The 26738-nt window shown below is 45.9% G+C and carries 25 protein-coding genes; 18 read left to right on the top strand and 7 right to left on the bottom strand.

All coding sequences use genetic code 11. The features are described 5' to 3' along the window. Positions 1–54: 54 nt before the first annotated feature. A complete protein-coding gene (locus ACFQZT_RS17310) occupies positions 55–144 on the bottom strand; it encodes a YjcZ family sporulation protein (RefSeq protein ID WP_379302037.1) in 90 nt (29 codons plus the stop codon). 149 nt (positions 145–293) lie between these two features. Here ACFQZT_RS17310 and ACFQZT_RS17315 point away from each other — a divergent pair, with 149 nt between their 5' ends. Then, positions 294–1364, top strand: coding sequence for a hypothetical protein (locus ACFQZT_RS17315; protein WP_379302039.1), 1071 nt, complete (start codon positions 294–296; stop codon positions 1362–1364). Positions 1365–1424: 60 nt separating this feature from the next. On the opposite strand, the gene ACFQZT_RS17320 is transcribed toward ACFQZT_RS17315, so the two are convergent. After that, positions 1425–2057: a nitroreductase family protein gene (locus ACFQZT_RS17320; RefSeq protein ID WP_379302041.1), complete on the bottom strand. Its 633-nt coding sequence runs from the start codon at positions 2055–2057 to the stop codon at positions 1425–1427. A 279-nt stretch (positions 2058–2336) separates the two neighbouring features. Between ACFQZT_RS17320 and ACFQZT_RS17325 the strand changes: the two genes are divergently transcribed. Beyond that, positions 2337–2606, top strand: a complete 270-nt coding sequence (locus ACFQZT_RS17325; RefSeq protein WP_379302217.1) for a hypothetical protein — start codon at positions 2337–2339, stop codon at positions 2604–2606. On the opposite strand, the gene ACFQZT_RS17330 is transcribed toward ACFQZT_RS17325, so the two are convergent. Further along, positions 2576–3961, bottom strand: a complete 1386-nt coding sequence (locus ACFQZT_RS17330; RefSeq protein WP_379302218.1) for an RsmF rRNA methyltransferase first C-terminal domain-containing protein — start codon at positions 3959–3961, stop codon at positions 2576–2578. The two genes, ACFQZT_RS17325 and ACFQZT_RS17330, sit on opposite strands and share 31 nt — an antisense overlap. Positions 3962–4148: 187 nt before the next feature. Here ACFQZT_RS17330 and queD point away from each other — a divergent pair, with 187 nt between their 5' ends. The 9 genes from queD (at position 4149) to ACFQZT_RS17375 (ending at position 17311) form a co-directional block, all read left to right on the top strand. Continuing rightward, positions 4149–4622 carry a 6-carboxytetrahydropterin synthase QueD gene (gene queD / locus ACFQZT_RS17335; protein WP_379302043.1) on the top strand — a complete coding sequence of 158 codons (474 nt, stop codon included), beginning with the start codon at positions 4149–4151 and terminating at the stop codon, positions 4620–4622. Beyond that, complete coding sequence (locus ACFQZT_RS17340; RefSeq protein ID WP_379302045.1) at positions 4622–5302, top strand: 7-carboxy-7-deazaguanine synthase QueE; 681 nt, start codon at positions 4622–4624, stop codon at positions 5300–5302. The genes queD and ACFQZT_RS17340 overlap by 1 nt, the downstream gene beginning before the upstream one ends. Before the next feature lie 55 nt (positions 5303–5357). Beyond that, the gene (queC, locus tag ACFQZT_RS17345) at positions 5358–6068 is read left to right on the top strand and encodes a 7-cyano-7-deazaguanine synthase QueC (RefSeq protein WP_379302047.1); all 711 of its coding nucleotides are present in this window, start codon (positions 5358–5360) and stop codon (positions 6066–6068) included. 35 nt (positions 6069–6103) lie between these two features. After that, positions 6104–6781, top strand: a complete 678-nt coding sequence (locus ACFQZT_RS17350; protein WP_379302049.1) for a response regulator transcription factor — start codon at positions 6104–6106, stop codon at positions 6779–6781. After that, a complete protein-coding gene (locus ACFQZT_RS17355; RefSeq protein ID WP_379302051.1) occupies positions 6778–8184 on the top strand; it encodes an ATP-binding protein in 1407 nt (468 codons plus the stop codon). The genes ACFQZT_RS17350 and ACFQZT_RS17355 overlap by 4 nt, the downstream gene beginning before the upstream one ends. Positions 8185–8315: 131 nt before the next feature. Then, complete coding sequence (locus tag ACFQZT_RS17360; protein WP_379302053.1) at positions 8316–11426, top strand: efflux RND transporter permease subunit; 3111 nt, start codon at positions 8316–8318, stop codon at positions 11424–11426. A 108-nt stretch (positions 11427–11534) separates the two neighbouring features. Continuing rightward, complete coding sequence (locus ACFQZT_RS17365; RefSeq protein WP_379302055.1) at positions 11535–12824, top strand: efflux RND transporter periplasmic adaptor subunit; 1290 nt, start codon at positions 11535–11537, stop codon at positions 12822–12824. Positions 12825–12860: 36 nt separating this feature from the next. Beyond that, a complete protein-coding gene (locus ACFQZT_RS17370; protein ID WP_379302057.1) occupies positions 12861–14573 on the top strand; it encodes a hypothetical protein in 1713 nt (570 codons plus the stop codon). Between the two features lie 206 nt (positions 14574–14779). Further along, a complete protein-coding gene (locus ACFQZT_RS17375) occupies positions 14780–17311 on the top strand; it encodes a hypothetical protein (RefSeq protein WP_379302059.1) in 2532 nt (843 codons plus the stop codon). A gap of 493 nt (positions 17312–17804) precedes the next feature. On the opposite strand, the gene ACFQZT_RS17380 is transcribed toward ACFQZT_RS17375, so the two are convergent. Both ACFQZT_RS17380 and fabF read right to left on the bottom strand, forming a co-directional pair. Beyond that, a complete protein-coding gene (locus tag ACFQZT_RS17380) occupies positions 17805–18212 on the bottom strand; it encodes a helix-turn-helix domain-containing protein (RefSeq protein WP_379302061.1) in 408 nt (135 codons plus the stop codon). A gap of 124 nt (positions 18213–18336) precedes the next feature. After that, positions 18337–19569 (bottom strand): beta-ketoacyl-ACP synthase II, encoded by a 1233-nt coding sequence (fabF, locus tag ACFQZT_RS17385; protein ID WP_379302063.1) that lies wholly within the window; start codon positions 19567–19569, stop codon positions 18337–18339. Positions 19570–19715: 146 nt separating this feature from the next. On the opposite strand from fabF, the gene ACFQZT_RS17390 reads away from it, so the two are divergent. The 4 genes from ACFQZT_RS17390 to ACFQZT_RS17405 all read left to right on the top strand — a co-directional run bounded on the left by ACFQZT_RS17390 (position 19716) and on the right by ACFQZT_RS17405 (position 22592). Further along, positions 19716–20570 (top strand): helix-turn-helix transcriptional regulator, encoded by an 855-nt coding sequence (locus tag ACFQZT_RS17390; RefSeq protein WP_379302065.1) that lies wholly within the window; start codon positions 19716–19718, stop codon positions 20568–20570. A gap of 172 nt (positions 20571–20742) precedes the next feature. Continuing rightward, positions 20743–20955 (top strand): helix-turn-helix domain-containing protein, encoded by a 213-nt coding sequence (locus ACFQZT_RS17395; protein ID WP_379302067.1) that lies wholly within the window; start codon positions 20743–20745, stop codon positions 20953–20955. 184 nt (positions 20956–21139) lie between these two features. Next, positions 21140–21775 (top strand): FMN-dependent NADH-azoreductase, encoded by a 636-nt coding sequence (locus tag ACFQZT_RS17400; RefSeq protein ID WP_379302069.1) that lies wholly within the window; start codon positions 21140–21142, stop codon positions 21773–21775. A 433-nt stretch (positions 21776–22208) separates the two neighbouring features. Continuing rightward, on the top strand, positions 22209–22592 hold the full coding sequence (locus ACFQZT_RS17405) for a hypothetical protein (protein ID WP_090823744.1): 384 nt from the start codon (positions 22209–22211) through the stop codon (positions 22590–22592). 327 nt (positions 22593–22919) lie between these two features. On the opposite strand, the gene ACFQZT_RS17410 is transcribed toward ACFQZT_RS17405, so the two are convergent. Further along, positions 22920–23117: a hypothetical protein gene (locus tag ACFQZT_RS17410; protein ID WP_379302072.1), complete on the bottom strand. Its 198-nt coding sequence runs from the start codon at positions 23115–23117 to the stop codon at positions 22920–22922. Positions 23118–23464: 347 nt separating this feature from the next. On the opposite strand from ACFQZT_RS17410, the gene ACFQZT_RS17415 reads away from it, so the two are divergent. Together ACFQZT_RS17415 and ACFQZT_RS17420 are read left to right on the top strand one after the other, a co-directional pair. Continuing rightward, complete coding sequence (locus ACFQZT_RS17415; RefSeq protein WP_379302219.1) at positions 23465–23833, top strand: GNAT family N-acetyltransferase; 369 nt, start codon at positions 23465–23467, stop codon at positions 23831–23833. 137 nt (positions 23834–23970) lie between these two features. Beyond that, positions 23971–24381, top strand: coding sequence for a DinB family protein (locus ACFQZT_RS17420; RefSeq protein WP_483874883.1), 411 nt, complete (start codon positions 23971–23973; stop codon positions 24379–24381). A gap of 47 nt (positions 24382–24428) precedes the next feature. Here ACFQZT_RS17420 and ACFQZT_RS17425 read toward each other — a convergent pair whose 3' ends face one another. Next, on the bottom strand, positions 24429–25172 hold the full coding sequence (locus tag ACFQZT_RS17425) for an SDR family oxidoreductase (protein ID WP_379302220.1): 744 nt from the start codon (positions 25170–25172) through the stop codon (positions 24429–24431). A gap of 327 nt (positions 25173–25499) precedes the next feature. On the opposite strand from ACFQZT_RS17425, the gene ACFQZT_RS17430 reads away from it, so the two are divergent. Then, a complete protein-coding gene (locus tag ACFQZT_RS17430) occupies positions 25500–26651 on the top strand; it encodes a GntR family transcriptional regulator (protein ID WP_379302074.1) in 1152 nt (383 codons plus the stop codon). Positions 26652–26738: the final 87 nt, after the last annotated feature.

Below are 26738 nucleotides of genomic sequence, written 5' to 3' on the forward strand. Positions count from 1 at the left end.
ATGACTGGACGGTCTCTTTGATGTAAGTATCCGGATTAACCTGAAGAACAGGTCTTATAGAAGAAAAGAGCGAGAAATGATGACTAGCAGAATAAAAAGCACTAGGATGGCACCGGTGGATGTGTAAGCTCCAGTAGCAGACATTTGACTACCTCCTTCATTTGAATAGTTAGTTTACTATATGACCTTCTGGACGAATGCGTATAGACGTTTATCCTGATTACTCATATTTTGGGCGGATGTGGGACATTCTACAGGGGAATGAGTAATCTGTAGAGGAGGCGAGTCAAGTCGTGGCTAGTATCTTGCTTAGACCAGACCTGAAAACTGCAGGCGGCGAAGTCTGCGATATTATGTGCAATGAAGAGTTTGTCGGAACGTTAACGTTAGTCTACAGGGAGTCTGATCGACTCGCAGGTTCGGTTCAACTGGAACAGCAGTCCATTTCCGCAGCGGACAAGCAGCAGGTGTATAGCTTTCTGCAAACTTATGTTCAGAATTTGGTAGATGCGCTGGGGATCAGAGAGTGCGAGGTGCTTGTCACGTACAGTGACTATGATTTTATAATCGCCACAGATCATGCCATGCAGCAATCTTCGTCTGAATGGGAATCGAACGATTATCGCATGCATGATGACGAGGTGGATTATGAATGGGTCCGAGATGAAAATCGATTCGATGACATTGATCCTGAAACCAATCAAGAACTTGACATGGTTCAAGAACGTAAGGGGCAGTTGGGTTATGAACTTGTCATTGTGGGCGAGAAGAGGAACCGAGTGGAGTATCACATCTATGATAAGGAATCAGAGATGGTAGCTGAGGCCATTCTCCATGTATATGGTTCGGAAATCGTAGGAGATATCGAATGGCGATTTGACCCTTTTGATGAAGAGATGGATCATGTTGCGGAGTTAATTGTTGCGGATTTCGATGAGGATGAAACGGATACGTTTATTATTAATATGAGTTTCAATGATGAAATCATTGAAACGATTGAGCTTACACATGTCAATTTACTTGAAACAGAGGAATCGGTAAGCTCCGAATTGCCAACGTTGAATCGAGATGATTATTCGATTATATTGGCCAGGGATGACGGGGATACGCTTACATATGAAATTTATCAGCAATCTTATGGCGGACTTCCGATCGGTACGGCCACAGTCGATATCAGCGAGCATCAATTAACAGGATTTATTGATTTCCGGGAGCCAGGGGATTCGGATGATCGGGAATTGATCGCAACGCTGCTGTTGGAGGAACTGGATAAAGAACAAGATTACGAAACGCTGAATCTCTCCATGCTCTACAGAAATAAGCTGATCGACGAAATTTTGTTCGAAACGGAACATATCCATTGAATATGAGATAAAAAGCATGAGCTCCCACTTGTCAACTGTGAGAGCCATGCTTTTTTATCATTAAAACGTATTGGATACCGTAATTTGATCGACGGAAAAGCGGCCAGCCGGTCTTGCTGGCGATGCTGCCAACCCTACGCTGATTAACATTACAGGCACGTAGCGTGCAGGCACGTTAAATTCTTGGACAAATTTGGCTGCATCGTAGCCGCCCATTGGACATGTATCATAACCCATAGCTTTAGCGGCAATCATAAGCTGCATAGCTGCGAGAGACGCATTGCGAATAGCTTCATCGCGTGCAACTTGCGGATATTGATAAGCACCCTCAATTTGAGAGACAAGGTTATCCATCAATTCTTTAGGCATAAACCCGCCTTCAACTGTCGGACCGAATACGAGCTGTGCGTTTTTATTAGCTTCAAGATCGCCCAGAATCGCAATCACAACTGAGCTTTCTACGATTTGTTTTTGACCGTATGCGATAGGAAGAAGTTTTTCTTTGTACGCTTGATCCTCAATAACTAGAAGCTTCCAGTGTTGAAGGTTCCAAGAAGATGGCGCTTCTGAAGTAGATTTTAGCAGCTGCTCAAGATCTTCCTTCGGCATTTTATGCCCGGTTTTGTATTGTTTTACGGAATGACGATCGCTTAATACTTTTAAAACCTCGGATTTTACGGCTTGTTGACTCATAGGTAAGATGCCCTCCAATTGTAAAATGAATTCTGTTTAGTTTGTTTCGGATAGAAGAAAGTAAACAACCAAGCTCTCAAAAAATGCTGCCAACGCAGGCTTAATGAGGAATTTAGCGATGTTTTTAAGCATCCTAAACTTGGATTTAACTGCAACTCTATCAGTAACAATTTACTGTAATCATAAATAGTATAGTTTTTGTTGTCAAGCTGCTCTTTCACACTGTCGTAAAATGTTGGATAATGGAAGAAGAAAGAAAGGGGGATGATCCTCTTGAAAATGACGCAAAAAGAATTAAGTCATCTTATTTTTTTATCTGAAGTGGTGCTGACCGGCAAAAAAAAGAGCCTCATGGATGAGACTCTCCAATGCTTGCTTTATATTGTCAAATCTCTCGAAGAGATCGATCTTCCCGATTCCGTCGTTGATCAGATTGACCGGTTGATCGGTCTAATCGAAGCTGACTTGCGCGAAGAAAACGAGCGAATACAGGAGATCCGCAGCCATTTGGACTGGCCTCAAAATGTACGGCGCAAGCCTTTAGGGTAATGATTTTTGATTTGTCCTTCACTCTCTTTCCCCCATCCAAGAGGGAAGCCGTCGACGGCTATGACGACCCAGCCGCTCTCGGCTCGACCCGTAAATAGAGCCTCACCGCGCAAGTAAGCTTCGGCTTCTTTGGAATCTGCATTTATGCTGTAAGTTCTAGCTGTCTGCAACTCCCCCGCCGTTAAAGCAAGTGCCAGTGCGTGAGAGGGTTCGAAGCGGTTTTTCTTCAGCTCGCCTGCGTGCAATCCGGGACGCAGCACTTTCAATCCATCCAGATGCTGGCTTCCGAAATCTTCGGTCGAAGGCAGTAAGTAAAGTTGCTCGCCAAAAAGCAGCGGCTCCATGCGATCGAATGAATAATCCGGAATAGCAGCTTTGCAAAAATTCTCAAATTGCTGTAAGGCTTCCGCGGTTTGTTTGTTTATTTTTGCGGGTTTAATCGGACTGGTTTTACGGCGAGCTGAATGGGCTGTTTTTATTTGTTCTAGCTCGGATTCTTCCTGTAAGTCTTTTTTTCTCAGTAAGGCAACGAAATGTCCTTCGCCTTTTTGCTTGTGCGGCCAAATACGCTCCGTACGAAGCAGCTCCATCTCCGGGTAACGGCGCAATAACTCCTCAACGGTATACTCATTTTCCTCCCGATTGAACGTACAAGTGGAATAAGCCATCAGCCCTCCGGCTTTGAGCATAGCAACGGCATCAGGTAAAATATCCATTTGACGCGCGGCGCACATAGCCACATGGTCCGGCGACCACTCGGCAATCGCGTCAGGGTCTTTGCGGAACATGCCTTCACCGGAACAAGGAGCATCCAGCATGATTTTATCAAAAAAGATAGGGAACTTCTTTGCAAGTTTATCCGGTGCGGCACTGGTCACCACAGCATTCGTAATGCCCATGCGTTCTATATTTTCCGATAGTATTTTAGCCCGAGTCGGATGAATTTCATTCGCGATGAGTAAGCCTTTTCCTTGCATACAGCCTGCGATTTGCGTTGATTTTCCGCCGGGAGCGCCGGCCAGATCGAGAACAGTTTCACCTGGAGCGGGATTCAGCATGGCAACAGCTGACATCGCGGAAGGCTCCTGAATATAGTAAAGGCCTGCGGCGTGAAACGGGTGTTTGCCTGGGCGGAGCTTTTCGTCATAATAATAACCCGCCCAGCACCATGGCACGGGTTCCAGCTCAAACGTTTGAATCAACTTCTCTGACACAGTAGAGCCGGGAACAATTTTCAATGGATTCAATCGCAACCCTTGAGTACGCTGATGTTCATAACTTTGCAGAAATGCATTGGCTTCTTCGCCTAGCATATCCTTCATTCGTTCTATATAAGCAGGCGGCAATGAAACCATGGACATATGTGAAAAGCTCCTTTTTTGTTCGCCAAGTTTAGTCGTGTTAAAAATTAAACAGAAACTATTATACCATATTTGATGGATCTTCGAGTGGGGCTCAAAGTCTCTCCGTTTTGGATTGTGAGAAGCGAGTGTTACATGATATAATCAAAAGTACTGTTTTTTTATAGATGAGGTGATAGATATGGGGTTCGAAATCCCAAGAGATGTACAAATATTGGGGCGCGACATCGAAGAGAGTCAACTGAAATATCATCACAAATCCGTATTGGTTTCCAAGGAGTTTACGTTTGATAGTGCGCACCATCTGCACTGTTATGAAGGTAAATGTAAAAATCTGCATGGGCATACCTACAAGCTGCAAGTTATTATGCGCGGGAAAGTAGATAGCCGGGGGATCGCTATAGATTTTGGAGATATTAAACGTATTGCTAAGGAACGCGTCATTGATCGGCTCGATCATCAATATTTGAACGATGTTTTGCCGCCGATGAACACGACGGCTGAGAATATGGTCGTATGGATGTACGAGCAAATTCAGCAAGGATTAATGGAAGAGCAGCTTTATCCTGCTATTCAGCTGGAAGAAATCCGGCTTTGGGAAACGCCGACCAGCTACGCGGCCGTCACGCGCTCGATGATGGAGGAGGACGTATAATGCGTGATTTCCGCATTCCGATGGTAGAGATTTTCGAGACGGTTGAAGGCGAAGGGACCCGTGCTGGGTTCCCGACGGTCTTCGTCCGTCTTTTTGGCTGCAACCTGCGCTGTACATGGTGCGACACCAAGTACAGCTATCCGCCCGCGGAAGCGGAGCGCACCATGACCATCGCTGAGATTCTCAGCGAGGTCAGCGCGTACCGCTCCCGGCATATTTGCCTCACCGGCGGCGAGCCGCTCCTTTACGGCGAAAAGTCGCTCGCACTTGTCGAAGCGCTCGCCGCGTTCGAGCAGGTCGACGACCTGCACATCGAGACGAACGGCGCGATCGATCTCGCGCCGTTTGTCCAGGCAATCGCATCACCGAAGGTGCGATATATCATGGACTTTAAGCTGCCCGACTCGGGCGAGATGGGGCAGATGATCACGAGCAACCTCGGCCTGCTGCGCGAGCAGGATGAGCTAAAGTTCGTCATCGGCAGCGAGGACGATTTCCGCACCGCGGTAGAAGTGCTGCAGCAGCATCCGACGAAGGCGCTGCCGATGTTCAGCCCGGTGTGGGAGACGATGCCGCCGCGCAAGCTCGTGGAGCTAATGCTCGCCGCCGGGCTATCCAAGGTAAAGCTGAATATGCAGCTTCATAAAATCATTTGGGACCCTGCGATGCGAGGGGTATAACGAACGAACGAGCATACACGCCATTTTCAATTTCACATAAAATCGAGGTGTTTTTATGAACAACAGCATTAACAATAACAGCAAAAAAGCGGTCGTGATCCTAAGCGGAGGACTGGACAGCACGACCTGTATGGGACTTGCTAAAGCGAAAGGGTACGAGCTTTATCCGATTTCTTTTGATTACGGACAACGCCACCGGATCGAACTTGAGAATGCCAAGCAAGTGGCAGAGCATTATGGTGTTAGCAGCCGTCATAAAATCATTAAGCTCGACTTCCTCCGCGATTTCGGCGGCAGCGCATTGACGGATGATTCCATTGATGTGCCGAATGTGGTGAGCGGCGCGGCAACAGATACTTCGGAAATTCCTGTTACCTATGTGCCAGGTCGCAACCTGCTTTTCCTATCCATTGCAACTTCTTACGCGGAAGTCACAGGCTCCGAAGCGATATATATCGGTGTTAATGCGCTCGACTACAGCGGTTATCCGGACTGCCGTCCTGAATTTATCGGCAAAGTGGAAGAAGTGATTGCACTGGCTACGAAAGTGGGCGTTGAAGGAAAAGGAATTACGATTGAAACGCCTCTGATCAACTGGACGAAAGCGCAAATCATTCAGGAAGGTCTTAAGATAGGCGTGCCGTATGAATTGACGACTTCTTGCTATAACGGAAAAGCAGAAGCCTGCGGAGAGTGCGATAGCTGCCGTTTGCGTCTGAAAGGCTTTGAAGAAGCGGGCTCGAAAGACCCGATTGCATACCTGTAATACACCGAGCGCCAGAGGGAAAGGCGGAACGAGGTATGGCTAAAATTATGGTCGTGGATGACGATCCCGGGATCCGGGAACTGATACGCGTCTATCTGGTTGGCGAAGGGTTGGATGTTCTGGAAGCCAGCAACGGGCGGGATGCGCTCCGATTGTTGGAAACGACACCCGCGGATCTCGTCGTCCTGGATGTCATGATGCCTTATATGGACGGTTGGGAACTATGCCGCGAGCTTAGAGCGCAATACAGCGACCTGCCAATGCTCATGGTAACCGCCAAGGGCGAGTCTGCGCACAAAGTCAAAGGATTTCAGCTGGGCACGGACGATTATGTCGTCAAACCATTTGATCCTGTTGAACTGGTGATGCGTGTGAAAGCTCTGCTGAAACGCTACCGAATTGCTTCTTCCCAGACCATCCATATCGGGGATATGATCATTGACCGCAAATCACTAGAAGTTCGTGTACAGGATCAGAGTTTCTACCTGCCGCTGAAGGAATTTGAACTGCTATACAAGCTCGCCAGTTATCCGGCCCAAATCTTCACGCGCGCTCAGCTCATTGAGCAAATTTGGGGGATTGACTACGAAGGCGATGAACGTACGGTTGATGTGCATATCAAGAGGCTGCGGGAGCGTTTTGAACCGCTGACTGAACATTTTCATATTGTCACCATCCGTGGTCTGGGCTATCGCCTTGAGGTGAGAACATGATAAAAACGCTGTATTTACGGGTCGTTTTAACATTTTCTGCGGTTGTTGTTATTAGTGTCTTGCTTGCATTTCCTATCACGATGATGTTATACACGAATCGGATAACGACCGAAATTCAAGACAGCCTGCTCAAAGCGGGGAAGCAGCTCGTCTCGATGAGTGTTGAATATCAACCTGTTTCATTAGAAACTTTTCTGGAAGGAAGCACCAAACTGAACGATGGCTACTATTTAATCATGTTTGACAGCAGCGGGAAAAGATACACGTTTGGTTTGCAACAAAAAGACGTATTGCTGCGTATTGAGCCTGAAGTTGTTACAAAGGTTTTGGATGGTGACGTTTTTAAGAGCGGGAATATGCAGTACTTCAGTTTGAAAGATCCGAAGAATTTCATGGTAGGTCTTCCCTTGGAATCGAATGGCGAAAATTACGCACTGTTCGTAATCCCTAAGATAAACAAAGAACAGGGTGCACAAATTCGAACGATGATTGTAACCTCTCTAGCCATTGTATTGCTGATCGGAAGCTTGCTCATTTTAATTGCATCTAGATATATTGTAAGTCCGGTTAAAATGCTGACTTTGGCGACCAATCGGCTGGCCAGAGGAAATTTTAATGTAAATGTAAAAGTCAAAAGGAAAGACGAAATCGGGTTTCTTGCGGAAAGTTTCAACTATATGGCTGGCGAGTTGAAGCAATTGGAGCAAATGAGGCAAGATTTTGTCTCCAATGTCTCTCATGAGATCCAATCCCCATTAACATCCATTCGCGGCTTTTCCAAAGCGTTGCGGCAGCCCGATATCAAAGAACAAGACCGTGATCGATATTTGGAAATCATTGAACGGGAAAGCGAGCGATTATCGCGGTTAAGTGAAAATCTGTTGAAGCTTGCGTCCCTGGAGTCGGAGCATCATCCGTTTCATTCTACAACGTTTGATTTGGACGAGCAATTGCGCCGCGTTGTTGTTTTCTATGAACCGCAGTGGTCGGAAAAACAGCTGGAGTTGGATCTGATTTTGCCCAAATTGAAGATAACGGCGGATGCCGATCAGCTCAATCAGGTTTGGATCAATCTGCTGGGCAATGCGATCAAATTCACGCCACCGCATGGCATGATCCGGCTGAAGCTTGAAGCTCAAACCGACCGGGTTCATGTGCTCATTCAAGACAGCGGAATCGGGATTCGAAAAGAAGATCTGGAGCGAATTTTTGACCGCTTCTACAAGGCTGATCCGGCCAGGCAGCGCGATATTGGGGGAAGCGGCCTGGGACTGGCTATCGCTCGAAAAATCGTGGACATGCATAAGGGCATGATTGAAGTTCGAAGTGAGCCTGGAGATGGAACCTTGTTCGTCATAACGCTCCCCATTACAACCTATCCGCATAAACCGCATAAACCATGAATCCTTGGAGTTTAAAAAATTCCAAGGTTTTTTTATTTTGTTCATATTGAGTTCATATTCGGTATGTATCTTGTTGCTATGAAACATTTCATGAAAATGGATAGTGCAATTGATATGAGGGGAGTACAGGAATGAATCGTTTAACCCATTTTTCGATGAAGAACGTCTCCGCGCTGTTTATTATGATCCTTATCTTGTTCGGGAGCGGTCTGTATGCAGCCAACAAGCTGAAGGTAGAAAACATGCCCGACGTTTCTTTCCCCGTTGTCGTGGTGTCAACGACCTATACGGGAGCGCCAAAGGATGTCATGGATGAAATTACGGATCCCATAGAAAAGAAGTTAGCCAATTTAGCGGATCTAGATAATATGAGCTCAACTTCGAGTGACAATCTATCTATGATTATCCTTCAATTCAAGCAGAATGTAGACACCGATAAGAAGAAGCAAGATGTCATGAGCATGCTGCAGGAAGTGAAATTGCCTGCTTCTGCAGGTGCACCGAAAGCTTCAACGTTTGGCGCAGCGTCCTTCGCTTCGAACTATTTGGTTGCTTACGCCGAAAACGGAATGAGCCAAACGGAGCTCGATAAGCTGTATAAAGATACAATTAAGCCGAGTTTGGAAGGTCTTGCAGGAATTGACCATATGAACATCATTGGCGCCCGCGACACGTCGCTGGACATTGAGCTGGACGCAGACGCTTTAGCGGTTTACGGTCTTTCTCCAGCGCAAGTGAGCGGCACCATTAATGCGGCCGTAACGAAAAGTCCAATCGGCAGCGTTGAAATTAGCGGAAACAATAAAATGGCTCGTGTAACAGGCGACCTCAAAAGTCTCACGGATTTGCAGCAATTAGAGATAACAACACCTAAAGGAGATATTATTACCCTCAGTCAAATTGCTAAAGTGAAAGCCATAACGGAATCTGACTTCAATGGCCGTCTGGATGGAAAACCGGCAATTGGCATGATTTTGTTTAAGAGCAGCAGCGCGAATTCCGTTGAATTCTCGGATGGATTGCAGAAGCTGATCACAGGCTGGAAAACAACAATGCCTAATGTGAAATTCGTAAACACTTACGACAGTGCAACTGATATTAAGGCTTCTATCAATGGGTTGCTGCGTGAAGGCATTGTCGGCGCAGTGTTGGCGTCATTAATGATTTTACTATTTTTACGCAATGTGCGCATGACAATAATCGTGCTTGTTTCGATTCCATTGTCCATTCTCATTACGCTGCTGTTGATGTGGCAATTCGGTCTCACGCTCAATACGATGACGCTCGGCGGGATGTTTATTGCGGTCGGACGCGTTGTGGATGACTCGATCGTTGTTATCGAAAATATTTATACGTCTCTGGAAAAAGCCCAAGAGCGCAATGAATCCGTCATTAAACTGGCGACAAAACAAGTATCCATGGCCATTACCTCTTCAACTTTGGCTACGGTAGGGGTTTTCGCTCCTATTGGAATGGTCAGCGGGATTGTTGGCGGATTTTTCAGACCTTTCGCGATCACCATCGCATGTGCACTTTTATCTTCCTTATTAGTAGCATTAACCGTAATTCCGATGCTTGCCAAAATTTTGGTGCTTCGAAGCAAAATCAAAACACATGATGAGAATAAGCCGTCGCGCTTCACTTCGTTCTATGAATCTGTCTTAGAATGGTGCTTGAAGCATAGGATCAAGACACTCTTGATTTCCGGATTATTATTTGTAGTGACACTTGCTGCTACAATACCCAATCTGTCGATAGCCTTCTTGCCAAACAGCAAAGCTTCGCAAACGATGTATTTTCAATTGAAAATGCCATATGAAACATCTTTCGAAGCAACGGATTCGAAGACGAAAGAAATCGAAAAAGTGCTTCAAGATACGAAGGATAGCAATGGCCAGCCCGTCTTCAAGTTCGTCGAAGCCTTAGTCGGATTCTCGGGCGATGATAGTGCGAGAACTCCTTATGCTTCCCAAATTTACGTAGAAGTTAACGATCAGGTCGATCCTGCGAAGGTGAAAGATCAGATGAAAGATTTCATCATTTCTGAACTGCCTAAGGGGTCAACAGTAGATCCGAAAGAAATTGGAGGCGGTGGCGGAGGAATCTCTTCAACGGACTTCTCCTACTCGCTTAAAGGGGAAGACCAGGATCAACTTATTAAAGCAGCCGCTTTGGTAAAAGAGAAACTGAATACATTCCCGGAGCTTAGCGAGATTGAAGATAATTTGAGCGATGCGAAAACGGAAGTTGAGATTGCTGTTGACCAGAATAAAGCAAGAGCTTATGGATTAAATGCTTCAACGGTTAGAGATACGGCTCGTGCATGGATTCAAAAGCAAAGCTTGGGCGACTTAAAATTCGATAATGTGACTTATACGACAACGGTCTCTCTTAATAAATCGGATAAAGACACACTTGATAAGCTGGGTAACATCCCTTTCACAACGACCAACGGATCGACTGTTTACTTAAAAGAAATCGCTAAAATCAACGAGATTCAATCTGCAAATTCTTTGGCAAGAGAGTCTCAAAAACAACTGGTGAAAGTTACGGCAAAAATTAATGCCGAAAATAAAAACGGTGTCAGCATGAAAGTGTCGATGGCGCTGAAACAGATTGAGCTGCCGGATGGCGTATCTCCTGAAGTGAAGGGAGTATCCGCTGACATTAACGATAGCTTCTCGCAATTATTTTTAGCGATGGCCGTTGCTATAGCTATGGTTTACTTGATCATGGTGCTTGCCTTTGGTAATGCCGGCGCACCGTTTGCGATCCTGTTCTCCCTGCCATTGGCTGCGATTGGAGGTCTCTTGGGCCTTGTTATTACGCGCGAATCGCTCAACATTACATCGATGATCGGATTTATGATGTTGATCGGGATCGTCGTCACGAACGCCATTGTATTGGTTGACCGTGCGCAGCAGCTTCGTCAAGAAGGCTATACGGTTCGACATGCGCTAATTGAAGCGGGTAAAGTACGTTTGCGTCCAATTATTATGACGGCTGGCGCGACCATCATGGCCTTGCTCCCGCTAGCAATGGGCTTATCCGGAGAAGGCGGGCTGATCGGTAAAGGGCTGGGCATTGTCGTTATCGGAGGTTTGACAACTTCTACGATCCTGACTCTTGTCGTTGTTCCGATTGTGTATGAAATGATTGAAAGCTTCAAAATTCGTATTTCACGAATGATTCACCGGGACAAAAAGAATATTGAAACGAAGCCTATGGGCTTAGATGTGTAAGTTAAAGAAACATAGCTTACTCAATACTATACAAGTTTTGCAAAAGCAAAACTTCAGAAAATGCTTACGAAGCCGGTTTTCTGGCGAAAACTCTCAGGAGGCAAAGAGATGAAAAAGGTTGGTACGGCTAGTCTTTTATTCAAGAGTAATGCGCTTCGCATTTTGGCTGTTGTGACAGTGGCCGCTGTAATGGCCACTGGTTGTTCGGCACCGGGTAAAGCCGGTCCGGCGACAGCACAGCTTGCGCCGCGAGCGATCAAAACCGAAACGATTGGCAAGCAGAAAATCAGCAGCCCAATCGAGCAGGTAGCGGATGTAGCTGCAGGTACGACATTGGATGTCGTCGCGAAAGCTAACGGGGAAGTCACGGAAGTCTTGAAGAAGCGCGGCGAGTATGTGGAGAAGGGAGATGTACTCTTCGTTATCGACAGTAAAGATGCGGTTTCCGCGAAACGGAAGAGCGAGCTATCCCTCCGCAGCGCCCAGGAATCTCTACAGCAAGCCAAGGATAACAAGGTCAATAACCGCAAGGATTTGGCGGACAATGTCACGAGATCCGAGACGGCTTACAATAACGCGCAGCAAGACTACAATAAAATGCGCAATGACTATGATTCGGGTCTCGCTACGCAGCACCAGGTCGATCAATCCAAACAAGCGCTGGATAATGCTCAGATGAGTTTGGAATCCGCGCAGAGCAAACTGTCTGCTTTTGACAATACGGACTCGATTGCAGCAGCGGAAACACAGACGGAATCAGCCGGTCTGGCGATGGAAGACGCCACGCGGGCGCTGGACAATTACAGTGTGAAAGCGCCAGGCAGCGGCATTTTAACGGATTTTAACATCGTAGTGGGTCAAAATGTATCGGCAGCCGCTGGAAAAGTCGGGCAGGTGCAGCAGATTGATCCGATTAAAATCAAAACTGAATTGTCAGAAACGAATTATCAATTGGTCAAAGGCAAACAAGAGCTTGTTTACTATAACCCGGACGAACCGGATAAAAAAGGAACGGCAAAAATCAGTTATCTGGCGCCGATTATGAGCGCTTCTACGAAAACATTCTCATTGGAACTGGAGGTTCCAAATGCGGACCACCAGCTGCAGCCGGGTAAACGATTCATGGTTCAGCTCACGACAGAAACGGAAGAGCAAGTCGTTGCCGTTCCGACGCTAAGCATTATTCGTGAAGAGTCGGATACATTTGTCTTCGTGAAACAAGGAGATCAGTATCAGAAGCGCAAAGTGAAACTGGGACGCTTGAACGGCGAATATCAAGAGGTGCTGGACGGCGTGAAAGACGGCGAGCAATTAGTCGTAACGGGACAGAATACTCTCAAAGACGGGCAAAAAGTAGAGAGTTCGCAGCAACCGACACCCACACCGGCAGCTAAGTAGATTCATGCGATATTTTACAATAAGGAGCGTACAATCATGAAAAGCTTCCCATGGAAAACAAGCTTGACCGCCTTAGTTTTAGGCACAATGATCATTCAAGGAGGCATTCCGGTGCTGGCTGCTGACGCGACGACGTCCGTCGTCTCCGCCCCGTCCGTCAACTACGGATTAACGAGCGACATTCGCGCTGCGATTAAAAATGTTGCCGTGACGCCGACAGCAACGGGATCGCAAATTTCGGCAACGATTCGTTTGTATAATGGCGGAGACATTCAAAACCGCGTTCCCGAGCATGAGCTTCGCGTCCGCACCACAAGCGGCGTCGTGTACACGTTAAAACCAAGTGCAAGTAACAAGGATGCGCTGCAGCCAAAGGAAATTAGCGAGCTCGTATACATGGCTGCCATTGACAGTAAAGAAATTAACCAAATCGATCAAATTTCATTCGTTAATGTGGACATTTATTCCTATCCGAAGGTAGAAACGACTTTGCTTGCAATGCCGACGGCTGCTGTCTGGTATGGTACTGGAAGCTCTGCGCCGCAAAAGCTCGATGCTTTGAATTGGGGTCAAGCGTTTACGATCCCGGGCGTAAATTCAGGACTTGTGTATACACCTGTGGAAGTTTCCATGCAAAATACAAGCACCGGTCGTGCGGCTGTTGTAACCGTACTTGCCGATAATCCGGGAGCGGGACGTGAGACAGTCCCTGATTTCCGAATCGATGCGCAATCCGAGCAAAAATCCTATGAAGGCAAACGCTCGGAAGCGGAACCTATCGCGCTGGAAGCGGGCGAAAAAAAGTACATTCATTTTGCGATTCCTGTTGAAAATGGAGCTACGTTCTCCAATCTCCTAGTCGTATCTACGGATGCTTTTACGCCAAAAGGCGGAGGTCAGCCGACTACGATTGCGACTGGAAAAGTAGCCGTCGCATGGCCGAAAAGCGAACAAACCGGCATCGCAGCTCCAACGTATTCGATTGGTACGCCGATCGCATTTGATCCGCTGACGAAAGTCGTAGACAAAAAGACGGAAGTAGCGTTGATGGAACTTCACCTGCACGAAAATCCTGGCGAAGGTTACAAAACAGCCGTTGCCAAATTCAAATTGACGAATACAAGCGATGTGCCGACAGCTACGCCGGCTTTCCTATCGGAATTAACAAACGCCCAAGGCGTGACCTACCAAGGCTCCCGTCAATCCAATGTTACCGCCATGTTGAATCCTGGGCTTAGCTACGTGGTAAGCTATTCCTATATCGTACCGCAAACGGAAACCGGCACAGGGTTTACGCTGAAACTGCTGGATGGGCAAGCGGCAGCCCCGTATACAACAACGATCGCTGCGTTGCAAACGAATGTGCAGGATGAAGAGACAAACGGAACCATCTCTCTGTATCCATTCGAACTGAAAATCAATGATGTAACGGTCAATACATTGACTACCGCGGCTCTGACATATACCTATAAGTTCCGTCTGGATCTAGATATCGAGCAAAAAGAAAATGTGGTCGTGGACAACAATTTTTCCAAGATCAGATTCGAAATCGTCGATAATGCAGGACGCGTAGTTGGTTCTAAGGATGCTTCTTTAACAGGCGCGAATAAACTGATTAGCGGCACCCAAACGCTTGATGCAAGCAATATTGCCTCGGATCAATTCAGCTATCCGTTCACAGTGAATGTCTATGAAATCATAGATACTCAGAGCGGTACGGCCAAGCGTTTATTGAAAACTGTTAAATAAAGGCCCTAAGGCACAGAAGAGGATCATTTCCCGATATGAAACGGGAAGTGGTCCTCTATTTGTTCATTCCTAAATATTGTGTGAAATCTAGCTTTTTTCAGAGCCTACTAGTACTTCTGACTCATACATATGGTAGAATATAGAAATCAAGATCATATGCAAGCGCTCTTAAAGAGAGAAAGAGCAGGTTGAAGGAGGTGTAGCGAGTGAATAGGAAGCTGTGGATCCGTGGAACAGTCGGATTGCTCATAGGTGCAATCTTGATTGTCGGCTATTTCACATGGGGACGAACGAATGAACGTTTATCGGACGTTTTGCAAGCTGTACAGCCATCGGTGACTCCTTTTGCTACTTCGACATCTACAAAGCCAGAGCCAGCAGAGTTGGAAAAAAGGTTAAATGAAATTCGGGAGTGGAAATCCGCGGAGCACCATTTTACTACTGATTCTAAGGAGCCGCTCATCCTATTGCACAACGATAAGCAAATCGTTTATATCCAAAATAATCAGATCCGTTACGATGTGGTAGGGGGAACTGGTTTTCAAAATATTCCGCTAAGTTTTCCAACAGCCAGAACCGGTTATGTTTGGAGAAGCGGAAAAACCGCCTACATTGGACTTTCGGCGGGCTCCGGCAGCAATCGCAGGCAAGGGGATTGGTACGAAATCAATCTAACGGTTGCTGGCGGCAATCCATTGAAAAGGTTGGGGGAGCTGCAGCTTGCGCCCGAAGAGGTACAAGCCGTTACATTTTCTGATAAACCGCTAGGCGCGCTCTTTCTTGAAAAAAAGGCAGATACTTATCAGGAGTATTGGATCAATGGTCAAGGTAAAGGCCAGTTCTTTGTTAATGATTATTCCGCATTAAAAAATCCGATGTCGAAGCAACCAGGGGCAATAAGCCCGGATCGCGTCGTTTTTGATCATGTTCAAGAATATAACAATCTGTTCGTCATGGAGGATGAAAGAGGCTTACTCGTATATCAAAATGGACAATGGAGTCCTAGCATCTTCCGTTTGTCCGGGTATAAGTTAGAACAGGCCCAGTCCATTGCGGTGGATGATTCTCTTCGCTCACAGCCACCGTTCTCCGGATCGAATGCGATCTTGTTAAGTTTGACGAACACCCTGGAAGGAGCGCTCAAAGGTATCCTGCTGCCTACAAACAGCCCCACGCCTTTTTCGTTAGCGCCTGCACTCATGCAAGAAGGTTGGACATTGGTTGGCGGTTTAAACTTTGTTCGAACGAATGGGGAACAGCTGCAGACGATATCATACCCGACGAATCAAGGATCGAGTTATCCGGAGCCGCACGAGGCTGTTGTATCGCTCGCTGGCATAACCAAATTGGCTCGTTCCGGTATGGTGATGGAAGGTGAGAAAGAGGGAACGAAACAGTACCTTTCCCTAAATGATGTCATGAATACTCGTTTGGAGCCGCCAGAACCGACTTATTGGATAAGAGGGCTGCAACCGGGACGCATGGTGAAAGGGGATAAGCAGGATGGGGCAGCTAAAGAATCGACGGTAAATTTTCCTAAGCTTCCGTCTCAAGCTGATGATGAACGGAGTGACGACGAGATCCCTGAAGGCTTGCGAAATGCTTTAAAACAGAGAGATTACATGGGCAGCGGGGATGTGGCGAGTTCACATGTAATTCGTCATGCAGATGACAACTGGTATGTGCTAACGGGAGATAAGATGGAGTTGTGGGATGAGGCGCAAGGCTTGAAAGAGCTTGGAAGACTGCCTGTCAAAACACACTGTTCGACTAGCAATTATGTAGTGTGCACCACAGCTGCCGATTTCGTGAAGCAGGATCATAATTGGTATGTGGCGGATACGTACAACAATCGTCTCTTGAAGTTGGATGACCGTTTTGAACTGATCGGGCAGACGAAGTTTTCCGTGCCTGTGAAGCTAACTTTTACGGACCAGGGGAAGCTGCTGCTGGTGGAAGGATTGCAGGGATTGGCCACTTATAATGAACTGCTGGAGCAGGTCTCGCAAAAAAACAAAGTGCCAGCACCAATAGGAAAGCAGCAAAAAGAGGAGATTTCGGTTTTACCTGAAAGCTTTTATGAGGATGCCGGCGGTATACAATGGGCGTTTCAGTCTAAACAATTGTATATCCATGATCCGAATAAACAGACCTTGCTTACCCATTTTATTGGCGCGATGACGAACATGGCAGGTGCTGCAAAAATCATTCCCATTGCCGCGAACAAAATGATGCTAGTTCTTGATGACCGTATTCATCTTTTTGACGCCAAAGGGAACTGGCAGAAGGAAATTTCATTTCCGCGTTCCCAGCCGGATGGTATTTATGTATCCACGCCTAAGGGCGAAAACAGCTACGTGCTCGATCGCGAACAAGGAATGTTGTACTTGATTCAAGGCTATAGATTGTTACGGATTGACTTGAATAACGGTGATGTCACGCCGTTGTTTTGGCAGCTTAACGCAAATATGAGCAAAGTATGGATGGACCGTGGAAAGCTTTATTTTACTTTACAAACGGTTAATGGATATGAAGCGCCAGATGCTCACACCGAGATCGTGATTTGCGATATGAAAACAGGACGGCTCGCGCGAATCAAAATCATGGAAGGCTTTATGCTTGATCATATCACGAAGGAGCATGAATTGGCCCTCTTGTCGCAATCCGATTCCGCCGGCAATGTGGTCTCGGCAACATGGATGGTTTACAAATTGAATGAGAATGGGATGCCAGAGTAAAACGAAAAGTGGTTGGGCAAGAATGATGCTCAATCACTTTTTTTGTATAGGAATTTATGCAAGATGCTTTGTGGGTAAATGAGCATAGAACCTCATAAGCGTATGTGTTTGGCTGATGTTTACGCTGGGGTTTGACCGCTGCCATGCAGACGTTACAACGTGCGCCGAGGATTCATGCTAGGTGTTACGTCATCTAAGTCTTCTGATTTTTATTGGAAAGAACAAATGTACGCTATTAGCGACCGAAGAGTCGCTAAAAGGGGAGAAATCCCCGTCCTGGGATCGATTTAAGAACGAAGGTCCATATATAACGAACTTGGTTCTTAAATTTGAGAACTTTGTTCTTTCTAGACTTGTTTGGAACACTTCTCCAATAAAATTGCGTCAAACAGGCTCTCTAATAGCGACCCAAATTCTCTAATCTGCTGACCGTGCCTATTTTCAATCACCTGCAGGGTGATTTTGTAATGTTTGCCGGCCCCTTGAATGAGGGCTAGAGTAAGGAAGTTTCTTCGGTTTTACTAAGCTGCCGTTCCTTCCAGAACAATACGGTGAGCATACGCTCAATCCATTCTTTATCCGCTGAGCTGAGTATGACGCCGTCAAACATTAATTCGTTTTCGCGAAGAAATCGGCGTAAATTAACAGGATTACTTTGATAATGCTGCTCAGCTTGCGAAGAGGGCGCTGTTTCCAGATACCCGGCGATTTCCATCAGTTCGGAATAAGACGTATTCAGTCCTTCCGACAGCTTCATCAACACATCCGGTGAAGGGATGCCGCGATTGCCATTCTCCAGCTGAGAAATATAAGCGGCTGAGACGCCGGAGCGATCGGCCAATTCCCGTATCGTAAAGCCTTTCAATTTGCGCATATCTTTCAATTTATCGTAAAAATACATGCTCTCTCACCCTCATCATGTACGTAAGTAAACATTAGTTAACAATATGATAGTAACAGTTTACTTTAGTAATTACAATTGGATGGAGTGAGAGAATAGAGAGCAGCATTGCAAGCAGTAGCGATTAAAACTTTTTGAGAATGATGACGGCATTATGTCCGCCGAAGCCGAATGAATTGGATAAACCTATTTGCACATGGGCGCGCCGCGCTTTTAGGGGGACATAGTCCAGATCGCACTGCGGATCGGGATGCTCCAAATTGATCGTCGGCGGGATGATGCCGTCCTGAAGCGTCTTGATCAACGCGACAGCCTCCACCCCGCCGGCAGCGCCGAGCATATGGCCGAGCATCGACTTGTTGGCGCTGACCGGCACGTCATACGCTCGGCTGCCGAGCAGCCGCTTGATGGCGAGCGTCTCCGACAAGTCGCCGGCCATAGTGCTCGTCGCGTGCGCGTTAATCGTGCCGAGCTCCTCCGGCGCGAGCCCGGCGTCGGCGAGCGCTTCGCGCATGGCTCGGTATGCTCCCGAGCCCTCAGGATCGGGAGCCACGATGTGGTAGGCGTCCGATGTCGATCCATAGCCGACGATCTCGGCATGGATCCGGGCTCCGCGCCGCTCGGCATGCTCGAGCGACTCCAGCACGAGCACGCCGGCGCCTTCGGCGGCGACGAAGCCGTCCCGCTCCGCGTCGAACGGGCGGCTCGCCCGCTCCGGCGCGTCACAGCGCGTCGACAGCGACGTCGCATTGCCGAAGCCCGCCAGCGCGAGGTCGGTGACCGTCGCTTCAGCGCCTCCGGCAATGACGGCGTCTGCGCCTCCGCGCTGGATCAGCTTAAAGGCTTCGCCAATGGCGTTATTGCCTGTGGCGCAAGCCGTTACCGGCGCCAAGACAGGTCCTTTGGCGCCGAACAGGATGCTGACCTGCGCCGCTGCCATGTTGGCGATCATCATCGGTACGACCGTCGGGCTGACCCTGTTTGGCCCACGATCCAGCAGCGTTCGGTAATTGTCCAGCATCGTGTGAATACCGCCGATGCCTGAGCCGATGTAAACGCCAACGCGTTCCGCATTGTGTTCGTCCAAGGTTAGCGCGGCGTCTTCGAGAGCTTGCTTGGCGGCAGCAACGGCAAATTGGCAGTAACGATCCATACGTCGGACATCACGACGCCCAATTGCCGCCTCAGGATCAAAGTTGCGCACCGTCCCTGCAAAATCTGTTTTAAAAGCAGATACATCCATTGTGTCTATCTTCGAAATCCCCGATTTTCCCTCGATCAAGTGATTCCAGAATGTCTCCACATCGTTCCCGAGTGGCGTAATGACACCCATCCCAGTTATGACGACTCGTTTCATAAATGCATCCTCCTTGGCGGTTTGTATGGCAAACCATCGTTAACAGTGTTCTATTTCTTAGATTGTCACAGTTGTTATCCTATTACAAGTTACCGTTTATACTGGTATAATGACTTCTAGGATTAGATCTAACGGGAGGTTTTGTGATGAATACGAAAGAAAGATTGCATGCTCTGTCTGAGTTTCTCACCGCCCATCGCGGGAAAATTCAGCCAAGCGAAGCGGGTTTATTGGTTGGAAGCCGAAGGCGGACACCCGGACTGCGCAGAGAAGAAGTCGCATCGATTGCCGGCGTCAGTACGACCTGGTATACATGGTTGGAACAAGGCAGAGATATCAAGATGTCAGGTCAAGTGTTGGACCGGATTGCGTATGCTTTGCAGCTTAATGAAGATGAGCGACAGTACTTGTTCATGCTTGCTCTGGAGCAGCCTGCACCAACTGCTGTTGTGGACAGCGCGCCGACGATTAGTCCTGCACTGAATCGCATTTTAACAGAACTGCGTGATTGTCCAACGATAATCTCGGATCGCAGATGCAATATTGTCGGATGGAATCAAGCGGCTGCAGGCGTTTTTTTGGATTTCGAGCAAATTCCGGTAGAAGAGCGCAATATGATTTGGCTGCTGTTTACACGCAAAGAACTGAAAGCGCTGGCTGTGAATTGGAACGACTTTGTTCGTGGATTTCTGGCGATGTTTCGTTCCTATTACGGTCAATACCTGGGTGACAACTGGTATAGTGAATTCATTACGCGTCTGAGCGAACAAAATGCCGAATTTCGCGAGATTTGGGATCATAGCGATGTCAGCTCCGCTCCGGAAGTTTTTATCGAATTCCGGCATGCCAAGGTAGGGAAAATGCTGTTTGATCTGACAACGCTGCAGGTTCAGGGCAGAACCGACCTCAGATGCAGTGTTTACACACCGTCTGTTGGCTCTGATACCGATGCGAAAGTCCGATTGTTGTTGCGCAAAATGAGCGATAAAGAGAATACCTAAAGTTAGAGTTTGTATACTAACGTAAACAAATTTGGTTGCATTAGTAAAAAATAATGGTATAATTGGTAGCAGGGGAACAGGATGAGAACATCAGTATTGAGGTAATGATGACGACAACGACATGACGCTAGGCCGACTGTAGAGGCAGAAGTAAGAATGGGGGAGCAAGGATATGAGAATTCTGGCCAAAACCGATGTATTCATCAAAGCGCGAATTATTAAAGGTTACTCCCAGCGAGATTTGGCGAAGCACTCGGGTCTAAGCCATGCTTATATCAGCTTACTGGAACGATCTGTCAAATCAGTTGGACCTGCAACAGCTAAAAAACTGAGCGATTTATTGGGGAGAGAGTTGGAAGAATTATTTCGGATAGAGCTGATGTGAGGAGATTAACGAGCGATATCATGAATGACAATGACGGGGTGGCGAATTTTCACATTCGATCTGTCCCTTTTTTGATATTTGCTGTTAATTATTTTCCACGTGATGCATATTAAATCATTAATTTTTAAACCATAGTAAAGGTAATGATTTTAAAAAAAAACCAGAAGGGAAGTTTTCATAAAAAATGGCAACGGTTCTCTATATCACAGCGCATCCCAATGATCATCAAGCTTCTTATAGTATGGCGGTAGGGAAGGAATTTATCGATACTTATCGTGAAGCAAATTCAACAGATGAGGTCATTCATCTAGATTTGTACAAATTGAACATACCGCATATCGACGCTGATGTATTCAGTGGATGGGGGAAATTACGCTCAGGATCTTCCTTTGATCAGCTCTCCGAAGCTGAAAAATCAAAAGTTGGCCGCCTAAATGAGATCGTTGAGCAGTATGTGGCTGCTGATAAATATGTTTTTGTTTCCCCAATGTGGAATTTTTCTTTCCCGCCGCTTCTAAAAGCGTATATTGATGCAGTTTGTATAGCGGGAAAAACATTTAAATATACCGAAAATGGGCCCGTTGGTTTATTAACCGATAAAAAAGCCATTCATATTCAAGCAAGTGGCGGCGTCTACTCTGAGGGTCCAGCCGCTGGTTTCGAAAGTGGTCATAGTTACCTGAAGAAAATCATGCAATTTCATGGAGTTCCATCATTTGAAGGCATATTTGTTGAAGGAATGGCAGCTATGCCAGACAAAGCCCAGTCCATTAAAGAAAAAGCGATCGCACAAGCAAAAGAGGCTGCAAAAAGGTTTTAACGAAATCCAAGTGAGGCCTACAACTAGTACAAGTTGTAGGCCTCTTTTGATCGGGGCGCAGTTTCATGCGCTTGGTGAGGCTACAAAGATATTTTTCATCGTTGCAGACACGTTAACATCTGAAATTATTTTTATAACGATGTTTGCGGATTGGTCCTATGGAGTCCTATGAATACCCGATACCCAATTCCGCCGCTGATCAGGGAAAATAAAGATCTTTCACGGAAAATAAAGTCCTTTCATGGGAAAATAAAGTTCTTTCATGATGTTTGCAAAAGTGAACTAATCTTATTCGTTGAACTAACGGGCAGAAGAATGGAGTAAATCAAATACGAGCATTTTGCATATTTATCGGTATGAACGGATAAATAGACGATTATATCATGCCCCCGGTTGCATCCCCTCATATTGTAGTGCGAGGGGGTGATGAAACATGGCTCAACCGATAAATATCGGAGCAAATAGCATAGCTAAGATCGGCGATCGTTTTTTTATGATTGTTGAGGTGGAGGCGATAACAACCGGAGTTGAAATTGATCCAGTATTTGGAGTGCGGACGACCGCACAACAAGCAGCAGCACTCCTTCGTGCAGGAGTAAAGCGTACGACATTTGCAAAAGTAGATCCGAAACCTACTAGCACAACGAAAGTCGAGTTGAAAGGCGTATTGTTTGCCAACGGACGGATTTTCAAGGTATTCGACGTGGAAAACGCGACGAGCGACATTTCTGTCTTAGTCCGGATCAACCTAGCGCAGGCGCAAAGGCTTATCCGAAACGGTACACGTATCATCAAGGTTTATAGAAAACCATTCTAAAACAGCGAAGGAGCTGCGTACACAGCTCCTTTTTCAAGTACAAACTCATTGGATTGGTACATATCTCTCCATAACATGGTTCAAGTAAGTTTTTTACAGAGAGCCCCTGTATGTTGCATTTCATTCAACTTCAGTAATTGATTAAACTAACGCAGAACGATAGTTAAAGAGTACTATAGATATGATAGACGAAAGCCGGTTTTCCTTAGAGTACAGGAATCCGGCTTTTTTAACTTTCAATATTATGCTTAACTTATAATATCACCGAAATGCTACGGTAACCTCTATTAGCCTTGTAGATCATCAAGGTTACTTACTTTTTATTTATTAACCAAATAATAAGAAAAGGAATAGAATTTCAGCTAAACGAATATTAATTCTGCGGATTCTCCGACCAATTCTCACATGCATAATCATAAAATCTGTTCCAACTGAAGTTAATTTACCCGTTAATGTTCTGCCGCTAGTCAATTGGATTTGTACAGACTTACCAATCATCTTTTGTGCTTGATTACGAAATGACATGTATTGTCCCCTCCTTTTCAATTGATATAGCATTGTATGTACAAATCATTTAGAGGAAAGAACATTAGCGGATAAAAAACAAATCCAACGAATACCCTTATTGTAAAAAGAAACATGGTTTTAAAATGTGGTTTGTCCAAATGAACAGTTAAAGTTCTTTGTCCAGGACCTGACGATTGAACGAACGGGTACATTGAGGGACGGGCAGTATGTTGAAAAATGGAATATCGCCAGTACCCATAATATGGTAATATCGTGTGTATTAATAACTATACATGGAGGTTATCATGGCAACTGAAATAACTTATGGGAGTAAAGAAGAAAGCGAATACGTTAGATGAAGGCTAATTGAATATAATTATGAACATGTTCCCGATGATTTGAAGAACATTTACGAGGAAATAAATCTGACTATAAAGGATAACGAAGGTAAGATAATTGGTGGATTATTAAGTGTCCTTTGTTGGAATTGGATAGAGGTTGACATTTTGTGGATAGATAAAGCACTTAGAGGTTCAGGTTTCGGAACTCAACTTTTAACCCAAATTGAGGATATTGCAAAAGAGAAAAAATGCACCTTCATCAAACTAAACACTTTTAGTTTTCAAGCACCAGAATTTTATATAAAAAATGGATATAAAAAAGTTGCAGTTTTTGAAGACGCCCCATTAGGTAGTAAGCATTATTACTTTAGAAAAGATATTAGGGTCTCATAAGAGTTATTGCAGTTCCGAAATGAAATTGACGAAGAACTTTAGTTCATTTTGTTAAGGCTACCGTGTGTCAGCCTTCTCAACAAACGAGGTAACAATGAGGTAGAATATTATATAAAAACGAGGGAGGATGAACTAGGATGCATTACGATTTACAAGGTGAAGCAAATATGTCACCTATTGTTGGAATATTATATTCCGCTGTAAAAGAAAATAGCCAACGACTACAATTAATCACTGATGGCATGTCGCAAGAAGAAGTAGATTACAAGGGACCTAATAACAATTTTAATAGTACTGCTCAGTTAATAAAACATATCATGTATGTTGATCTGAATTGGGTTTATAGAATAAAGGGACAACCACTTCCACAGTCATTAAAAGAACAATATGGCCCCATGATAGATGAAAATAGTAGGCTTCCGATGGTCAAGGGGATGTCTTTGAACACACTTATGTCTAACTATGAAGGTGTATTAAGAATGTTGAAAGATTCATGTACACAATTCGGCAGCTTTGTTGCGAACGGGCAGGATAGCGGAGTAAATTAACGGGTTCAAAAGCCTAGCTCTTCAGCCAGGTTTCTGGACCCGTTGATTTACAGATGAGATCCACCGCTTGCATCAATCAATTGACCTGTTACCCAACGGCTGTCCGATGAGGCAAGAAAGGCGGCAATATCCGCCACATCTTCAGGCTCCCCCCACCTGTTGAAGGCTGAAAGACCGGCGGCAAACTTCTTCCCATTGGGATCTTGTAACGTCCTGGCATTCATTTCTGTATTAATAATACCAGGCTGGATGGCGTTCACCGTAATATTACGACTTCCAAGTTGCTGAGCCAAGACGTGCGTAAGTGTGTCGATTGCACCCTTTGACATGCTGTAGGCGAAAACACTAGGGGAGGCCACGCGTGTAACAAATGATGAGATATTGATAATGCGGCCTCCCTCTTTTAGACGCGGCAATGCTTGCTGGATAACAAAAAGCGGCGCTTTGACAATAATGTTCATGACTTCGTCAAAAGATTCTTCCGTCGTCTCTTCTATGGTTACAATTTGACCGATTCCAGCATTATTCACAAGAATATCAAACCGATTATCACCTGTACGTTCCCGAAGGGCTTCATCCAACGTCGCATATAAATTGCGAATGCCGTTAAGGGCTTTTAAGTCAGCGACAAGTATGAATGCGGAACCTCCACATTGTTGAATCTTATGAACTACTTCCTCTGCTTCATTTTGTCTTTTTGCATAGGACACTGCGACTAATGCGCCATCCTTTGCCAGACGTAACGCAATGCCACGACCGATCCCCCGGCTTGCACCGGTTACTAAAGCGATTTATGCGAGAATAAATTGTAATGTCCATAAAAATGTGCCGAAATCCAACCTAACGAGCTTGTTATTTTAGTAAACATTTGTAATTTTCCATGAAAGAACTTTATTTCCCTTCATCAGTCAGGGAATGTGGAATCGTCGAAGTAGCGATGTTTTTCATTCTTACAGATGAAATGGGGAGAGATTGGTATTATGGAACTTGCATGAGTTTTCGTTCATCCTAAATCCATTGCCCGATCGGTAACAGACCCTACCCAATTTCGGCATAACATGATATATTAATAATATTGAATGATATAACATTTGTCTGGATGCAGGGGGTAGGGAGTATTGTCAACGGATTCGAGACCCATCTATGAGCGCATTTTCGAATCGCTTCGTGATGAGATCATACAACGTAAATATAACGTTGGAGAACGTGTTCCTTCGGAGAAGGAGCTGGCCGATGCATATCAGGTAAGCCGAATAACAAGCAAGAAGGCGTTAGAGATGCTGGCGGAGGAAGGTCTCATCGTGCGTAAGCCGGGTAAAGGCTCTTTTGTCGCCGAAGGAGGGGAATCGCTGTTGGAAGGGATGTCCTCGAATGAGCGGTCGCGGCATACGATGATCGGGCTGATCATGACCGATTTCGGCAACACTTTCGGCACGGAGATGATTTATGGCATGGAGCGCGCCTCTGCTGAGCATGATAGCTTTCTAGTTCTGCGCCGATCGTTTGGTATACCTGAGAATGAGGAGAAGGCCATTCGGGCGCTTCTTGATTTGGGCGTTGACGGCATTATCGTTCTTCCAGCACAAGGAGAGTTCTATAATGCGGAAATTCTCAAGCTTGTTATCCAGCAATTTCCTTTGGTTCTTGTTGACCGTCATCTCAAAGGGGTGGCAGCAGCATCCATTTGTTCGGATCATATAAGCGCCGCTCGAACGGGAACCGATTATTTGCTTGATTTAGGGCATTCGCAGATTTGCTTGCTCACGCCGCCACCCATGGATACGACGGCTGTCGAGGATCGAATTGAGGGTTTCGTCCGTGCCCACGCGGAACGCGGCGTCATCGTAGACCGATCACTCTGGATAGACGAAATCACCTCAACGCTTCCCAATTCTTTTCATCAGCCCAAGATAGATCAGGATATTAGCATGATTAAGGAGCACCTAAGAAAAAATCCGCAAATTACAGCTCTGTTCGCCATTGAGTATAATATTGCCCTGTTAGCCAAAGCCGCAGTGGAGCAGATGGGACTGAACATACCGGAGGACATATCGATTATTTGTTTCGATAGTCCGCCTACGACGCTGGGGAGTGGTTATCGCTTTACACATCTGATCCAGGCCGAAGAAGAAATCGGCAAGCTGGCTGTTGAACATGTTTTAAAGCTGAAACGCGGCGAGAAAGTGGCCAATAAAATAAGTCTGGCCGCCAAGCTCATTGTTGGGGAATCGACGGGACCCTTGAAAAGTTCAGGACATGAACCGGCATAACGATCATCATTCGGAGACTGCTAACCTAGCAGTCTTTTTTTTGTGGTGTCATATCATTTTGGTCAAATGATATATAAACAGTATAAA

Source organism: Paenibacillus sp. GCM10027628, assembly GCF_042676385.1.
GTDB lineage: Bacteria > Bacillota > Bacilli > Paenibacillales > NBRC-103111 > Paenibacillus_E.

Coding starts and splice junctions, on each gene's coding strand:
- ACFQZT_RS17380 (WP_379302061.1), bottom strand. CDS start 18,212: ATGTATTTTTACGATAAATTGAAAGATATGCGCAAATTGAAAGGCTTT.
- ACFQZT_RS17310 (WP_379302037.1), bottom strand. CDS start 144: ATGTCTGCTACTGGAGCTTACACATCCACCGGTGCCATCCTAGTGCTT.
- ACFQZT_RS17390 (WP_379302065.1), top strand. CDS start 19,716: ATGAATACGAAAGAAAGATTGCATGCTCTGTCTGAGTTTCTCACCGCC.
- ACFQZT_RS17400 (WP_379302069.1), top strand. CDS start 21,140: ATGGCAACGGTTCTCTATATCACAGCGCATCCCAATGATCATCAAGCT.
- ACFQZT_RS17350 (WP_379302049.1), top strand. CDS start 6,104: ATGGCTAAAATTATGGTCGTGGATGACGATCCCGGGATCCGGGAACTG.
- ACFQZT_RS17320 (WP_379302041.1), bottom strand. CDS start 2,057: ATGAGTCAACAAGCCGTAAAATCCGAGGTTTTAAAAGTATTAAGCGAT.
- queD (WP_379302043.1), top strand. CDS start 4,149: ATGGGGTTCGAAATCCCAAGAGATGTACAAATATTGGGGCGCGACATC.
- ACFQZT_RS17365 (WP_379302055.1), top strand. CDS start 11,535: ATGAAAAAGGTTGGTACGGCTAGTCTTTTATTCAAGAGTAATGCGCTT.
- ACFQZT_RS17360 (WP_379302053.1), top strand. CDS start 8,316: ATGAATCGTTTAACCCATTTTTCGATGAAGAACGTCTCCGCGCTGTTT.
- queC (WP_379302047.1), top strand. CDS start 5,358: ATGAACAACAGCATTAACAATAACAGCAAAAAAGCGGTCGTGATCCTA.
- ACFQZT_RS17340 (WP_379302045.1), top strand. CDS start 4,622: ATGCGTGATTTCCGCATTCCGATGGTAGAGATTTTCGAGACGGTTGAA.
- ACFQZT_RS17330 (WP_379302218.1), bottom strand. CDS start 3,961: ATGGTTTCATTGCCGCCTGCTTATATAGAACGAATGAAGGATATGCTA.
- ACFQZT_RS17420 (WP_483874883.1), top strand. CDS start 23,971: ATGCATTACGATTTACAAGGTGAAGCAAATATGTCACCTATTGTTGGA.
- ACFQZT_RS17370 (WP_379302057.1), top strand. CDS start 12,861: ATGAAAAGCTTCCCATGGAAAACAAGCTTGACCGCCTTAGTTTTAGGC.
- ACFQZT_RS17355 (WP_379302051.1), top strand. CDS start 6,778: ATGATAAAAACGCTGTATTTACGGGTCGTTTTAACATTTTCTGCGGTT.
- ACFQZT_RS17405 (WP_090823744.1), top strand. CDS start 22,209: ATGGCTCAACCGATAAATATCGGAGCAAATAGCATAGCTAAGATCGGC.
- ACFQZT_RS17410 (WP_379302072.1), bottom strand. CDS start 23,117: ATGTCATTTCGTAATCAAGCACAAAAGATGATTGGTAAGTCTGTACAA.
- fabF (WP_379302063.1), bottom strand. CDS start 19,569: ATGAAACGAGTCGTCATAACTGGGATGGGTGTCATTACGCCACTCGGG.
- ACFQZT_RS17325 (WP_379302217.1), top strand. CDS start 2,337: ATGACGCAAAAAGAATTAAGTCATCTTATTTTTTTATCTGAAGTGGTG.
- ACFQZT_RS17395 (WP_379302067.1), top strand. CDS start 20,743: ATGAGAATTCTGGCCAAAACCGATGTATTCATCAAAGCGCGAATTATT.